This window comes from Halorubrum sp. JWXQ-INN 858 (genome assembly GCF_009806985.1).
Lineage (GTDB): Archaea > Halobacteriota > Halobacteria > Halobacteriales > Haloferacaceae > Halorubrum.
Map to the genome: position 1 here is coordinate 289,050 of NZ_WUAX01000008.1, position 13,577 is coordinate 302,626.

Here is a 13,577-nt window from a genome sequence, read left to right on the forward strand (position 1 = left end):
CGTTCGACACCCCCGTTAGCTCCGCTCGCGGCCCTCGTAGCGCTCCCGCTCCGCGATCCGCACCCGCGAGTCGCCTCGCTCGGCGTAGACGGCCCGGTCCTCCCGAACGAGCCGGAGCCCCTGAAGGACGACCGCGTCGCCGTCGGCGGGGAGCTGCGCGGTCTCGTTCGCTCCCTCGTGTTCGACCCGGAGCTCGAACCCGCCCTCGACCGCGGCGACCGTGACGTTCCGCCCGTCGAGCCGCGGCTCCGCTCGCGCGGCCGGGCTCACGAACGCGGTCGATCGGTCGCCCTCGTGGATCGTGTCGACGCGGTAGGTCGGGTCGCCGCCCGCGGCGACCCAGCCCACGCGATGGACCCACACGGTCTCGCGCCAGCCCGTCCCGCCGACGTCGACCGCGCGGTACTCCCAGTGAGCGAGGTTGCCGCGCGAGACGGCCGTCGTCCAGATGTGTCTGTCCGCGTTCTTGACGATCACTCCGGAGGTGCTGACGGACGTCGACCGCCCGAACGCCTCCACGTCGATCACGTTGACCATCTGGTCCTCGACGTCCTCCGCGTACGTCACCTGGTAGCCGTCGATCTCGATCGGATCGCCCGGGAGGTCCTCGTCGCCGACGGTGACGAGGTTCGGGAGGACCCCCGGCCCGGCGACGACCGCCAGCGACAGGACGACGAGGACGAACCCGATCGCCGCCGGAGTCATCGACCCTGACGGGGCCACCGACCGCGACGGGGAAAGAGAGGGGACCGCGTCGCCGGACTCGGTGGATCGACCACCGTCGTCGGATCGGTCCGTTCGGTTCCCACCGTCGGATCGGAGAGACCGGAGCGACGGGAGCCGAACCGGTTCGTCCCGTCCCGCGACGGCGACGGCGACGATCAGCGCCAGGAGGACGACCAGCGCGAGCCCGATCGCGCGATACAGCTCGTACTGCTCGTTCCCCAGGTACCAGTACACCGCCCACAGCCGGCGGGAGGCGCCGAACAGGAGGACCGTGCCGAAGACGACGAACGCGGAGGGGAGCGCCCCCGGGGACGTTGCCCGTCGCCAGCGGAGCAGCCACACCGCCGCAAGGATCCCCGCGATCAGCCCGAGCGCGTGCCCTTGCACCGCGATGTTCGCCCAGTTCGGCGGACCGTACGACGACGTCGCGCCCGCCAGCTCCACGGGGCGCTGGAGGGTCGCGTGGGCGACGCTCACCAGCGTTGACGCAGTCAGCGCCGCGATCGTGCCGATCGGGTAGTGAACCAGCGCGAACCCCCAGAGCGCGAAGACGACGCCGGAGAACCCGATCACCGGCCCGAGCGCGAACAGCGACGACACCGCGCCGAACAGCAGGATCGCCCCCGGAACGAACAGGAACGCGCGGACGTACGGGTTCGCCGAGGCCGACGTGAACGTCGATGAGCCCCGCTCGCGCGGGAAGTGGCCGTACGCGTACTCCGCGAGCGTCCCCGCGACGAGCGTCGACAGGAGGTTTCCGGTGAGGTGGCTCCGACTGGAGTGGGCGAACCCGGACCAGAGGATCCCCTCGGGGTAGAAGTACGACCAGGCGCGGAACGGGATCACGACCGGTCGGTTCGGGTTCTCGAGTCCGCCCTGCACGAAGAGGTAGACGGCGACCACGAACGCGACGCTGAGGAGCGTGCCCCACGGGAGCCCGAGCAGGAGCCGGGACCGGAGCCGTCGCCCCCACGCCCCATCGGGCCGGTCCAGCCGACGGACGACCACGGCCGCGACGACGACCGCCACGACCGCGACGAACAGGTGAGCGGCGTCCGACAGCAGCACCTCCGCTATCATACCGTAGAGGCTACGGTTCGGCACGTATCAATCCGCGGGTCCGCTCCGGCAAAGCTCGCGGATCGACGATCAGATCTTGTTCTCGGCGTCGTCGGCGAGCTCCTTCATCCGCTTTCCGACGCGGCCGGCGGGCGAGAACTCGTCCTCGCTCATCGCGTTCGCCAGCGCGTTGCCGAGCACGAAGACGGCGTGTTTGTGTTCGCTCTTGGATTTATGGACGTGTGAGGGGTCGACGCTGAGCTCGTCGTAGGGCTCGAAGAGCGCGCCGTCGACCGTCTCCTGTGACCGGAAGTGCTCCATAATGGTGACCATCTGTTCGTGAAGCTCCAACAGCTCGTCCTTGTGCATACCCCTAGTAGCGGGTGTGGACCATTTAACCGTTGTTGAGGGATCGACACACGGAGCCGCCCGTGGCGGGGGCTCTCCCGCGTCGCTGCGACGGATCCGACGAGCCGCTGACGGAGGACAGTAGCGGGCGGTGTGTGAATCGATGGCGGGCGGTGTGTAAAGCGGTAGCTGAAGACATGGAGGGCGGTAGCTGGCGACACGGGAAGCGGTGCGGGCGAAGTCGGGGCAGGCGAGGGCGGGACGGACGCCGCCGTCAGAACACGTACTCGTCTTCGTGGCCCATCATCCCCTCGTCCTCGAAGCCGCCCGCCTCCTCGTCGTCTAAGGGTCCGCTCGTCTTGTACGCCTTGATACCGGTCGACAACAGGTCCTCGACCGCCTCCTCGCGGTTGAGGAACTCTCCCTTCTCGACCATCTGGGCGATCTGCATCTCCAAGTGCTCCGGCACGGTGATCTCGACCTTGGGCATTCTCTGTCGGGTGTAATGGGATAGCCCATATAAAGTTGGCGTCGAGGATACGCGGATGAGAAAGCTCGCCTCGTTACTTCCCAACTCTGGTTCGTACCAATCGAACGCTCGTTCCGTGATCACCCAAACACGTCGGCGAGAGAGCGGTACTGATACCTTCCCGGGAGCCCTGCTCCCGTGTATGGCTGAGAACGTTGCCGAGGAGACCGAGGACCTCACCGACCTGTACCGCGAGTACGGGGACGACCGGATCCCCCCGGGCCAGCGGGAGACCGACGGGTTCCCCGTGCTCTCGAAGAGCGGGACGCCGTCGGTCGATCACGGAGCGTACACGTTCGAGGCGTGGGGGGCCGTCGACGAGCCGCAGCGCTACTCGCTCCCGGCGTTCCGCGACCTCCCGTCCGCGACGCAGCGACAGGACTTCCACTGCGTGACCGGATGGAGCAAGCTCGACTGCACCTTCACCGGGGTCCGCTTCTCCGAGATCGTCGACCGCGTCGGCGTCCACGACGACGCCACCCACGTCCTCTTTCACGCGATCGACGGCTACACGACGAACCTCCCGCTCGCGGCGTGTAACCGCGAGGGCGTGCTGTTCGCGTACGGTTACGACGGCGAGGACCTCCCCGCGGACCACGGCGGCCCCGTGCGCGTCGTCACCCCCCACAAGTACGCCTATAAAGGGGCGAAGTGGGTCGAGGGCGTGGAGTTCCTCACGGAACGGACCCTCGGCTACTGGGAGAAGCGCGGATACAGCGACACGGCGAACCCGTGGAACGAGGAGCGGTACAGCTGATCGGCGGGAGATTCCCGCCCCGCCCCGACGGGCTCGGTCGACGCGCCGGTGACCGCGATAGGTAGCGTAAAGGAGCCACGGGCCTCATCCCGTTTCAATGGAAGCGCCGCGAACGACGCCGTCGGCGACGCTGGTCAGCCGGACGGTCGGGATCGACGCGCCGGCGTTCGGGTCGGCGTTCGACGCGTTGCCGCGGCCGCGGACGACCTGGAGCGCCCCGGACGACGCGGTCGTGGTCGGCGGGGGCGCGGCCGTGACACTCACGGCGTCGGGACCGGATCGGTTCGCCGGGATCCGTACGGCCGCGGAGTCGCTGTTCGCGTCCGGCGACGTCCACGCCGGGACGGAGGCGGCGCGGCCGCGGCTGTTCGGCGGCTTCGCGTTCCACGAAGGGGGGTGTGCGGGCGACCCGTGGTCGGCGTTCCCCGAGGCGCGGTTCGTCCTCCCACGCGTGCAGGTCACGCTGGCTGACAACGGCGCGTGGCTCACCGTCAACGCGGTGGGGCCCGACGCGACCGCGACCGCGGTCGAGGAGCGGCTCCGCCGGGAGCACGACCGCCTGTCGGGGATCGAGGCCACCCCACGGCCGCCCCGCCCCGGGATCCGTGACTCCCATCGAACGACGAGCCGCGCCGCCTGGCGGGAGACGGTCGCGGCCGCCGTCGACCGGATCCGCGGCGGCGACCTCGAGAAGGTCGTGTTGGCGCAGGCGCTGGCGGCCGACCTGGCCGCCGACTTCCCGCGGGCCGCCACGCTCGAGCGGCTCGCCGAGAAGTACCCCGACTGTCATCGCTACTGTTTCGAGCCCGACGACGCCGACGCCGTCTTCTTCGGCGCGACTCCGGAGCGGCTGGTCTCGCTGCGCGGGCGGACCGTCGAGACGGACGCGCTCGCGGGGACGACCGGGCGCGGCGAGACCCCGGCAGAGGACGAGTGGCTGGCCGAGGAGCTGCTCGACGACCCGAAGAACGTCCACGAGCACGACCTCGTCGCGGAGACGATCCGCGAACAGCTCGCGCCGTACGCCGCGTCGATCTCGGCCGGCGACCGGCGGGTGCGCCGGCTCGCGACCGTCCAACACCTCCACACGCCGATCACCGCGGAGCTGAACGCGGACCGGCACGTGTTGGAGCTCGTCGAGGCGCTCCACCCGACCCCGGCGGTCGGTGGGCTGCCCCCGGACCGAGCGCTGGAGACGATCCACGACACCGAGCCGTTCGACCGGGGCTGGTACGCCGCGCCCGTCGGCTGGATCGACGCCGCCGGCAACGGCGCGTTCGCGGTGGCGATCCGCTCGGCGGTCGCCGAGCGCCGGCGTGCGACCCTCTTTGCCGGCGTCGGGCTCGTCGCCGACTCCGACCCCGACCGCGAGTGGGACGAGGTCCAGCTCAAGTACCGCCCGATACTCGACGAGCTGGAAGCCGACGACTGAGGGACGCGGGAGGGACGAGAGGGGCACGGGAGGAACGAGAGGAAAGAAGGACGTGGGAGGGAGAGGAAAGAAGGACGCGAGTCGCGGCCCGACCGTTACTGGTACATCTTCAGCGGCTCCGCCTGCGAGCTCTCCGATTCGGCCTGCTGCATCCGGCGCGCGAACTCCTGTTTCGCCTCCCGGATCTCCGTCGCCTGGTCCACGAGCGCGTCGGTCGGCGTCGTCGTGCCGGCGATCGGGTCGATCCCGTCGTCGATGAGGGTGCGCGCGGCCTCGGGGTCGGGGAACTGCGGGTCCGACTCGACGACGAGCCCCACCGCGGACGAGCCGCGCTCGATCGCGTCCGCGAGCATGGCGCCCGTCGGCCCGGAGATGAGTCCCGACTCGATCGGGTCCGCGACCGACGCGTCCGCGAGCCGGGACGCGCCGTCACCGGCCGCGACGCCGTATAACTCCGGGGACGCGTCGTCCCGCTGTCGCCCGATCCCCGAGAGGTACACCGGGAACACCGCCTCGTCGTCGAACCAGCCGGCGAGACAGCCGGCGAACTCGGTCGCCGCCCCCGGGTTGACCGGCACGTCGCTCTGGAGTGCCAGGAGGTCGGCGTCCGGGTCCGCGTACAGCCGGACCGGCGTCCGGAGCGTCGTGTCCGACTCCGAGTACGTCGCGACGCGCGGGAGCCCCTCGCAGTGGACGTTGGCGTAGTGAGTCATCCCGTGGACCTCGATCAGGTGATCGACCGCGATCTTCCCGACCAGTCCGACGCCGGGGAACCCCTCGACGAGCACCGGGTCGGTCAGCGTTGCCTCGTCGTCGACGATCGTTATCCGTGCCATGTCGACTCATACGTCGGAGAGGGTTTAAGTATCGGGGCGGATCCACGGGGGTTCCGGGTTATCCGATCCACGGTCCCGTCGACGGAATCCCTCCGAAACCGACTAATCGGGGCGGCCGGTACGGGTGGTATGAACCCGCTTGAGCGGTACGAGCCGCTCGTCGACGACGTCGAGGCGTTCCGCGCCGCGTGTGCGCGCCCGCTCCCCTCGGTCGTTCGCGTCAACACGATCCGTAGCACGACCGACCGCGTCACGCGGGCGTTCGACGAGGAGGGCGTGACCTACGAGCCGGTGTCGTGGCACGACGGCCTCCTCCGGCTCCCCGACCGGGACCCGGGGACGAACTGGCCCTACTTCCACGGCTGGACCCACGGACAGGAGGAGGTGTCCGCCCTTCCGGGGCTCGCGCTGGACCCACGGCCCGGCGAGCGGGTGTGGGACGCCTGTGCGGCACCCGGCAGCAAGACGACGCAGATCGCCGCCGCGATGAACGACGAAGGGACCGTCGTCGCCAACGACAACAACCTCGGCCGGCTCTCCGCGCTGCGACACAACGCCGAGCGGCTCGGGGTGACGAACACGATCGTGACGAACGCGGACGCGCGGAACTACTCGATGAAGCCGCTCGCGTTCGACGAGTTCGACCGGGCGCTCGTCGACGCCCCCTGCTCGTGTGAGGGGACGTGCCGGAAGAACCCCGACGTCCTCGACCAGTGGACGCTCGACCACGTCACGCAGGTCGCGGGGATCCAGAAGGGGGTCCTCACCCGGGCCGTGCAGGCGACTCGTCCCGGCGGGACCGTCGTCTACTCGACGTGCACCTTCGCTCCCGAGGAGAACGAGGCAGTCCTCGACCACGTCCTCGCCGCGGAGGACTGCGAGCTGGTCCCGTTCGACCTGCCGCTGGAGACGGTCCCCGGCGTCACCGAGTGGGACGGGGAGACGTACGACCCGAGCGTCCGCCACGCCCACCGGGTGTACCCGCACCACAACGACACCGGCGGCTTCTTCTGTGCGACGCTCCGCGTGGGCGGGGACGCCGAGGATGCCGACCGCGTCGACAACACGACCAGCGACGGCGGGGACGCCGAGACGGGGGTGGACGCATGAGCCGACCGACGAACGACGGTCAGCGGTTCGACCGGCTCCCCGAGACCCCGGCCGACCGCGAGGTCGAGGGGCGCGCGAGCCGACGGGAGGTGCTCGACTGGTGGGAGGAGCGCTTCGGGATCCAGCCCGCGACGTTCGACGGCTACACCTTCTGGGAGAAGGGGGCCGGAAAGGTGTGGGTGTTCAACGGCGAGGCGACGGACCCGAGCCGCGTGGAGGCGATCGGGATGACGTTCCTGCGGACCAGACAGGACCACTGGAAACCGACGACGCGGGCGGTCCAGCGGTTCGGCGAGCTGGCGACGCGGAACGTGATCGAGCTGGATCCCGAGCGGGCGTCCCGGTTCGCCGCCGGCGAGGACCAGGAGCTTCCCGAGTGGGACGGCGACTGGGGCTACCTCGTCGTGAGCCACGCCGTCGCCGACGGGTCCGCGCCGATGGGTGTCGGGCTGTACCTCTACGACGAGCTGCGCTCCGTGGTCCCGAAGGGGAGCCGCGCGGAGCTGTCGGTCGTCGAGCGGTAGCCGCCCGGCGGTCGAGCGATAATCGAGCGGTAACGACGGAGGGGGGGACCCGTCCGCTCAGTACGGCGGCGACGTGAAGCCGTCGTGGTCCGTGAGGGGGCGGACGCCGATCCCGTGGAAGTCGCTGTCAGGGTTGTCGCCGTCGGGCTGGACGAGGTCGACGCGCTCCCGGCTCTCGACGTCGAAGACCGCGTATCCGGGGTTGATCCCGGTCGCGGCGTGCGGGTCCCCCGAGAGGGGGTTCGGCCCGCGCAGCGTGACGAACATGTACTCGCCGTCGGGCGAGGCCCACATGATGTCGGGCGCATCGGACTCCGTCGGGTCGTCGTGCTGTTCGGGGCCGAACGCGTCGATCTCGTCGACCACTTCGTCCGTGCCCGGGTCGAGGATCACCCCGTCGTTCGTCTCCCGATTGAGCACCCACAGCTCCTCGCCGTCGGGCGTGAACCAGAAGCCGTGTGCGTCGACGCCCCCGGTGGAGCCGACGGTCGCGACCTCGTCGTCCGCGGTGTCGTACACGTAGAAGTCGCCGACGCCCGCGGCCGCCTCCGGCTCCTCCTCGGGGTCGGCGTCGGGGTCCGACGGGAGGCCGGCCGTGAGGTAGAACTTCTCGTCGGTCGGGTGCGAAACCGTCCCACAGTTCGTCGGGACCTCCTCGCCGGGGTACGCACGGTCCACGGAGAAGTCGTCGTGGTCGACGATCACGAGCGCCGCGTCGTGGTAGCTCGGGCCGAGGGTGTGAAGCGAGCGACCGTCCTGGGCGTACTGGTGACAGATCGGGGAGCCCGTCTCGATGCCGGCGTCGACGATCGTCTCGTCCTCGCGGACGTCGATCTCGGCCACCTGCTCGAACGTCTCGTTCTCGAGGTCGGCGTCGATCCGGACGATCTTCTCCTCGCCGATCACGTCGACGTGGACGTACTCGTCGTCGGGCGAGAAGCCGGCGAAGTGCGAGCCGGCCCCGGTCTCGAGGTTCGCGACGAGCTCGCGGTCCTCGGTCCGGTAGATCAAGGTCCGCCCCCCGACGGTACAGGCGACCGCGGCGTACTCGTAATCCGAGGTGTAATCGACCATGTGGGGCACCTCGCCGCCGACCGCGCCGGTGTCGATCTCGTCGACCTGTTCGAACCCGCCGTCGTCGGTCGGCCGGTGGATGTAGATCGTGTTCGTCCCCTGATCGGCCCCCCAGATCTCGTAGGTCGGCTCCGACTCGGCGGGCTCGTCGTCCGCCGGGGCGTCGTCGGCCGCCTCGGTGGGCTCGTCCGGATCGTCCTCGGGCGCGTCCGCGGGCGTCTCGTCGGGGTCCTCGTCGTCGGCACAGCCGGCCAGCGCGGCGACGCCGGCGGCCGTGGTACCCACGAGGAACCGCCGTCGAGTCGTGTCGTTCATGACGTCCGTATCTCCCCCGTGTATAAAGTAAAGGCTGTCGATAGTTTAGTTCGAATATACTGAGTATAGCGTTTCAAAAGCCCTAAATCAATCGAATCGAACGTGTCATAGTCTGATGAAAAATTCGCCGGTATCTCTGACAGCCGCGGATCGGGTGACGACGGGTCACGGACCCTCGACGGACAGTGAGCCGCCGGTTCGCGCGTTCGTCGGCGTCACGGACGTCCGCAGTCGCCACCGCAGAACGCCCTCTCGATCGCCACGTCCGGACGAACTGCCGTTCCCCGTCGGCTGCGCGCCGATGTGCGCGGAAGGCGACGTCACTCGGAAGGCAACGTCACTTGGAAGGCAACGTCACTTGGAAGGCGACGTCACTCGGGGTCGCCCTTGGCCCTGAGCGTCCCGCCGCCGAGCCCCTCCCACTCGACGCGGTAGCCGAGCCGCGACAGGACCGCGCTCGTGTCGTCGAGGCCGACGCCGTCGAGGACGGCCTCGGCCGCCGCGAGGGCCATCCCCTCGGCGAGGTCCTCGGCGACCCCCTCCAACACCGCGGGACGGACGAGCGTCCGCCCGACGCGCTCGTGTTCCGGGAAGCGTTTGTCCTCCACCGCCCCGACGCCGACGCCGAGGTCGGCCGCGACCGACTCGAGCGTGACCGCGTCGCCGTCGGGTTCGATCGTATCCGGCAGCGCGCCGGCCGCGCGCTCGAGGAACCCCGCCTCGTAGTCGCGAAGCACGTCGACGACGTCCTTCACGCGGACGGTGCCGCGGTAGGTGACGACGCGGTGGTCCCGCGCCGCGATCTCCTCGCCGACCCCGAGGCTCTCGTCGACGGCGACGAGGAGGTCGACGTCCTCGACGGCCGCGAGCTGGTCGAGCTTCTTCTCGACGTACGCCGGCGTCCAAAAGCCCATCACCTCGAAGAACAGCCGGAAGTCGGCGTGCGCGTAGTCGAACGCGAAGTCCGGGATCATCACCCGGGTCCCCGTCTCCAACGGCTCCGGCTCGCGGACGAGCGACCAGTCGAGGTCGAGGGTCCGGAACCGGCCCGCGAAGTCGGCCTCGACGCCGCTGTCGAACGACGGTTCGACGACGGGCGCGACGCCCGGCACGGTCACGTCGTCGCCGGAGAGCGTCAGCGACCGCTCGCGACCGCGGTCGTCGACCGTCGCCGACAGCCGCCAGTCGTCCGCCCCGGCGACCGTCCGGAGCAGCCGGGCGAACGCGGCCCCGTACCGGCGCGTCGACCGGAACAGCGCGTCCGGTCCGGTGACGACGAGCTCCCGCCCCTCGGGCGTGCGCTCGAGTTCGTACATCAACCGGAGCCGCTTGACCGCCGAAACGAGCCGTTTCGGGTCGTTCGACCGGACCCGGACCTCCGTGGCGTCGAACAGCGCGGTCTGTGCCAGCGACAGGTTGTACTGTTCGAGCAGGTCGTCGGGACCCCACCGGACGTCGGCGTCGACGAGGACCTCGTTGACGTCGCGGTCGGCGTACAGCGCGGCCGCCACCGCGTCCGCGTCGATCCCGAGCCCGTCGGCCGCCCGCTCGATCGCGGCGGCGCGTTCGGCCTCGCTCGCGACCCCGATCGCCTCGGCCGCCTCGAACGTCACCCGGCGGACCCGGGTCGGCGGGACCGGCGAGCGGGTCTCGAAGGCACACTCCCGCTCGACGAGCGCCGCCAGCCCCCGAACGAGCTTGAAGTCGTCGACGTCCGCCTCGAGCGCCTCGAGCGCCGCATCGAGGTCGCCGCGGCGGTCGCCGACGGCGTCCGCGAACGTCCCGAGGACGCGCGCGGCCAGCGGGCGGTGCTCCCGACCGACGAACCGCGGGCGGAACCCGCCGCCGACCCGGGAGACGCGCAGGAGGTCCTTCCGTAACACGGGCCACCGTAGGCGACACGCCCCTTAAAAGTCGACGGAGCGTCGGTGCGCGCGGAGGAAAAACGCCTATACCCCGGGCGGCGAAGGACGGCGCATGGAACGGACGCGACGGGAGGTGCTCGCGGCGGTCGTCGCCGCGGCGTCGGTCGGCTGCGTGGACGCCGCCGCGCCGAGCGGGCCGCGGAACCCCCCGAGCGAGGGGGACGCGCGGAGCGCGGACCCGACGGACCCCGACGACGGCCCGGACGCGTTCCGGATCGGCGAGTGGGACGTCCTCGAGGCCGCGGACGGGGACTTACTGGTCACCGCGACGATCGTCAACGACGCGCCGAGCGAGCGGTCCGGGACGTTCGTCGCGACCGTCACCCTCGACGAGGAGACCCACGAGGGGCGGACCGACGTGACGGTCCCGCCCGCGGACGCGACCGACGTCGAACTCGTCGTCGACGTCCCCTTCGAGCGGTTCGACCGGGCCGGGAGCCTCTATCTCGACCTCGTCCGCACCGACTGACTCGCGGGGGCCGGCGGGGCGGACCGAACGGGAGGTGGGGGAGCGGGCGAACGGGGCGGAGCGGACGGAACGTTCAGCGCCGACGGCTCGCGACCCGTTCCTCGGCGGTTTCGGCGCTCACGACCTCGTAGAGCGTCGCCCGCCCGTCGTCGGCCTTCGGCCGGAGGATCCGGCCCAGCCGCTGTGTGAACTCGCGTTCGCTTCCGGAGCCGGAGAGGACGACGGCGACGTTGGCGTCCGGGACGTCGACCCCCTCGTCGAGGACGTTCGCGGCGACGACCCGGCTGTACGTCCCGTCACGGAACCGTTCGAGGACCTCCCGTCGCTCCTTCGCGCCGGTCTCGGCGGTGATCGCCGGCAGGAGGAACCGCTCGGAGAGCCGGTAGACGAGGTCGGTGTGGGCGGTGAAGACGATGACGCGGTCGCCGCGGTGTCGGTCGAGGACCGACTCGAGACGGTCAAGCTTCCGTTCCGCGTTCATCATGATCTCGCGGGCGGTCGCCTTCGCGAGCAGCGCCTCCCGTGCGCGCGGGTCGTTCCCGGAGCGCTTGACGAGCTCCTGATAGTCGCTGCCGCTCGTGAACGTGATCCCGGCCTCCCTGACGTAGTCGACGAACGTCGACTGGTGGTCGTCGTACCGCTCGCGTTCGGCCTCGGTGAGCTCCACCTCGATCCGGCGGATATCGTACGGCGCGAGGTGGTCGCCCGCGAGGTCGTCGACGGCGAGCGAGAAGACGCGGTCGCCGACGAGCCCCTCGATCGTCTCGTGTGCCCCGTCCGGTCGCTCGAACGTCGCGGTGAGCCCGAGGCGGGCCGGCGCGGGGAGCAGCCGCGCGACGTCGCGGTATCCCTCGCCGCCGAGGTGGTGGACCTCGTCGAAGACGACCAGCCCGAAGGCGTCGCCGACCGATTCGGCCTTCAGGTACGCCGAGTCGTACGTCGACACCGTGATCGCCTCCCGCCGCTGCTCCCCGCCGCCGAACCGACCGATCGGGACCCCGAACTCCGTCTCGAGCTCCCGCTGCCACTGTTCGAGCAGGTCGATCGTGGGGACGACGACGAGCGTCGGGACCCCGAGGTCGACCATCGCGCGGATGGCGACCACGGTCTTGCCCGCGCCGGTCGGGAGTTCGAGCACCCCCCGGTCGCCCGCGTCCCGCCACGCCGCCAGCGCCTCGCGCTGGTACTCCCGGAGGTCGTAGTCGGTCGTCAACTCGAGCGACGGGAGGTCGAGGACGCGGTCCTCGACGTGGATCCCGGCCACCTCCAGGGCCCGGCGGATCGCCGCGTAGCGGTAGCCCGGGGCTCGCCCGGTTCCGGAACGGGGATCGGCCTCGACGCCCGGCAGCGGCGGGAGCGACCCCTCGGGACCGTCGCCGTCGGCGTCGACGCGTATCGTCCCGTTCTCGTAGGCGAGCCGGACGGTCATCGTCGGTGATCGGCGACCGACTGATAAAGGATCACCGCCTCGGTCCCGTATGCGCGCGACGAAACTCGACCCGGAACTGGCTGTGGTCGTCGACGAGATCGACTCTTTGGGGCTTCCCGAGTGGCACCGGCTGTCGGTCGACGCCGCCCGGACGGTGGAGAACCGGGTGTTCTCGGGCGACCCGGAGCCGGCGGTCGCCGACGTTCGCGACCTCGCGTTCGACGGGCCACACGGGGACGTTCCCGTCCGCGTCTACCGCCCCGCCAGGGCCGTCGACGCCGCCGCCGGCGACGCCGACCCGGTCCGGACGCTCGTCTACTACCACGGCGGCGGTTGGACCCTCGGGACGCTCGACTCGATCGACGGGCCGTGCCGGGAGCTGGCGACCCGGGCGGACGCCGTCGTCGTCTCCGTCGACTACCGGCTCGCGCCGGAGCACCCCTTCCCGGTCGCCGTCGAGGAGGCCGCCGCGGCCGTCGAGTGGGCCGCGACGACCGCGCCGGCGTTCGGCGGCGACCCCGACCGGATCGGCGTCGCCGGGACGAGCGCGGGCGGGACGTTGGCGCTGTCGACGGCGCTGCACGCCCGCGAGTTCGACGGCCCCGACGTCGCCGGCCAGTTCCTGCTATACCCCGTCGCCGGCGACGACTTCGGGACCGACTCCTACCGCGAGAACGCCGACGGTCCGCTGCTCACCCGCGAGGACATGCGCTGGTTCTTCGATCGGTACCTCGAGAGCCCCGTGGACGCGTACAATCCCTTCGCGGTCCCGCTGCGCGCCGACGACCTCGGCGGGCTGCCGCCGGCGACGGTCGTGACGGCGGGCTTCGACCCCCTGCGCGACGACGGCGTCGCGCTCGCCGAGCGCTTCGAGGCGGCTGGAACGCCGGTCGAACACCGCCACTACCCCGGGATGGCACACGGCTTCCTCAGCGTCGCCGACCGCGTCGCCGTCGCGGAGGCTGCGCTGGGAGCGGTCGCCGACGACGTGCGACGATACTTATAAGTGACGCCGAGGTCGTCACGCTGAAGTACGTTCCGTCG

General features: G+C 70.8%; 13 protein-coding genes. 6 read left to right on the forward strand and 7 right to left on the reverse strand.

All coding sequences use genetic code 11. From position 1 onward, the window contains the following. Positions 1-15: 15 nt before the first annotated feature. From GRS48_RS06735 to GRS48_RS06745, 3 genes are all read right to left on the reverse strand, one after another. Positions 16-1,806 carry a rhomboid family intramembrane serine protease gene (locus GRS48_RS06735; RefSeq protein WP_159484816.1) on the reverse strand — a complete coding sequence of 597 codons (1,791 nt, stop codon included), beginning with the start codon at positions 1,804-1,806 and terminating at the stop codon, positions 16-18. Between the two features lie 69 nt (positions 1,807-1,875). Continuing rightward, positions 1,876-2,154, reverse strand: coding sequence for a UPF0058 family protein (locus GRS48_RS06740; protein WP_159484818.1), 279 nt, complete (start codon positions 2,152-2,154; stop codon positions 1,876-1,878). A 253-nt stretch (positions 2,155-2,407) separates the two neighbouring features. After that, complete coding sequence (locus GRS48_RS06745; protein ID WP_159484820.1) at positions 2,408-2,623, reverse strand: cell surface protein; 216 nt, start codon at positions 2,621-2,623, stop codon at positions 2,408-2,410. 181 nt (positions 2,624-2,804) lie between these two features. On the opposite strand from GRS48_RS06745, the gene GRS48_RS06750 reads away from it, so the two are divergent. Then, a complete protein-coding gene (locus GRS48_RS06750) occupies positions 2,805-3,419 on the forward strand; it encodes a molybdopterin-dependent oxidoreductase (protein WP_159484822.1) in 615 nt (204 codons plus the stop codon). 97 nt (positions 3,420-3,516) lie between these two features. Then, positions 3,517-4,851, forward strand: coding sequence for an isochorismate synthase MenF (locus GRS48_RS06755; RefSeq protein ID WP_159484824.1), 1,335 nt, complete (start codon positions 3,517-3,519; stop codon positions 4,849-4,851). Positions 4,852-4,946: 95 nt separating this feature from the next. Here the strand turns inward: GRS48_RS06755 and GRS48_RS06760 are convergent, their stop codons facing one another. After that, complete coding sequence (locus GRS48_RS06760; protein WP_159484826.1) at positions 4,947-5,687, reverse strand: proteasome assembly chaperone family protein; 741 nt, start codon at positions 5,685-5,687, stop codon at positions 4,947-4,949. A gap of 129 nt (positions 5,688-5,816) precedes the next feature. On the opposite strand from GRS48_RS06760, the gene GRS48_RS06765 reads away from it, so the two are divergent. Continuing rightward, positions 5,817-6,797 (forward strand): RsmB/NOP family class I SAM-dependent RNA methyltransferase, encoded by a 981-nt coding sequence (locus GRS48_RS06765; RefSeq protein ID WP_159484828.1) that lies wholly within the window; start codon positions 5,817-5,819, stop codon positions 6,795-6,797. Further along, the gene (locus GRS48_RS06770) at positions 6,794-7,321 is read left to right on the forward strand and encodes a hypothetical protein (protein WP_159484830.1); all 528 of its coding nucleotides are present in this window, start codon (positions 6,794-6,796) and stop codon (positions 7,319-7,321) included. The genes GRS48_RS06765 and GRS48_RS06770 overlap by 4 nt, the downstream gene beginning before the upstream one ends. A 57-nt stretch (positions 7,322-7,378) precedes the next feature. Here GRS48_RS06770 and GRS48_RS06775 read toward each other — a convergent pair whose 3' ends face one another. Together GRS48_RS06775 and GRS48_RS06780 are read right to left on the reverse strand one after the other, a co-directional pair. Continuing rightward, on the reverse strand, positions 7,379-8,710 hold the full coding sequence (locus GRS48_RS06775) for a YncE family protein (protein ID WP_159484832.1): 1,332 nt from the start codon (positions 8,708-8,710) through the stop codon (positions 7,379-7,381). 371 nt (positions 8,711-9,081) lie between these two features. Then, a complete protein-coding gene (locus GRS48_RS06780; protein WP_321168331.1) occupies positions 9,082-10,593 on the reverse strand; it encodes a DUF790 family protein in 1,512 nt (503 codons plus the stop codon). Between the two features lie 94 nt (positions 10,594-10,687). On the opposite strand from GRS48_RS06780, the gene GRS48_RS06785 reads away from it, so the two are divergent. Then, on the forward strand, positions 10,688-11,104 hold the full coding sequence (locus GRS48_RS06785; RefSeq protein ID WP_159484834.1) for a hypothetical protein: 417 nt from the start codon (positions 10,688-10,690) through the stop codon (positions 11,102-11,104). Between the two features lie 73 nt (positions 11,105-11,177). On the opposite strand, the gene GRS48_RS06790 is transcribed toward GRS48_RS06785, so the two are convergent. Then, positions 11,178-12,533, reverse strand: coding sequence for a DEAD/DEAH box helicase family protein (locus GRS48_RS06790; protein WP_159484836.1), 1,356 nt, complete (start codon positions 12,531-12,533; stop codon positions 11,178-11,180). Positions 12,534-12,582: 49 nt separating this feature from the next. Here GRS48_RS06790 and GRS48_RS06795 point away from each other — a divergent pair, with 49 nt between their 5' ends. Then, complete coding sequence (locus GRS48_RS06795) at positions 12,583-13,539, forward strand: alpha/beta hydrolase (protein ID WP_159484838.1); 957 nt, start codon at positions 12,583-12,585, stop codon at positions 13,537-13,539. Positions 13,540-13,577: the final 38 nt, after the last annotated feature.

Excerpts from the sequence above, each read along its gene's own strand:
- GRS48_RS06735 (WP_159484816.1), bottom strand. The coding sequence starts at position 1,806 with ATGATAGCGGAGGTGCTGCTGTCGGACGCCGCTCACCTGTTCGTCGCG.
- GRS48_RS06740 (WP_159484818.1), bottom strand. The coding sequence starts at position 2,154 with ATGCACAAGGACGAGCTGTTGGAGCTTCACGAACAGATGGTCACCATT.
- GRS48_RS06745 (WP_159484820.1), bottom strand. The coding sequence starts at position 2,623 with ATGCCCAAGGTCGAGATCACCGTGCCGGAGCACTTGGAGATGCAGATC.
- GRS48_RS06750 (WP_159484822.1), top strand. The coding sequence starts at position 2,805 with ATGGCTGAGAACGTTGCCGAGGAGACCGAGGACCTCACCGACCTGTAC.
- GRS48_RS06755 (WP_159484824.1), top strand. The coding sequence starts at position 3,517 with ATGGAAGCGCCGCGAACGACGCCGTCGGCGACGCTGGTCAGCCGGACG.
- GRS48_RS06760 (WP_159484826.1), bottom strand. The coding sequence starts at position 5,687 with ATGGCACGGATAACGATCGTCGACGACGAGGCAACGCTGACCGACCCG.
- GRS48_RS06765 (WP_159484828.1), top strand. The coding sequence starts at position 5,817 with ATGAACCCGCTTGAGCGGTACGAGCCGCTCGTCGACGACGTCGAGGCG.
- GRS48_RS06770 (WP_159484830.1), top strand. The coding sequence starts at position 6,794 with ATGAGCCGACCGACGAACGACGGTCAGCGGTTCGACCGGCTCCCCGAG.
- GRS48_RS06775 (WP_159484832.1), bottom strand. The coding sequence starts at position 8,710 with ATGAACGACACGACTCGACGGCGGTTCCTCGTGGGTACCACGGCCGCC.
- GRS48_RS06785 (WP_159484834.1), top strand. The coding sequence starts at position 10,688 with ATGGAACGGACGCGACGGGAGGTGCTCGCGGCGGTCGTCGCCGCGGCG.
- GRS48_RS06790 (WP_159484836.1), bottom strand. The coding sequence starts at position 12,533 with ATGACCGTCCGGCTCGCCTACGAGAACGGGACGATACGCGTCGACGCC.
- GRS48_RS06795 (WP_159484838.1), top strand. The coding sequence starts at position 12,583 with ATGCGCGCGACGAAACTCGACCCGGAACTGGCTGTGGTCGTCGACGAG.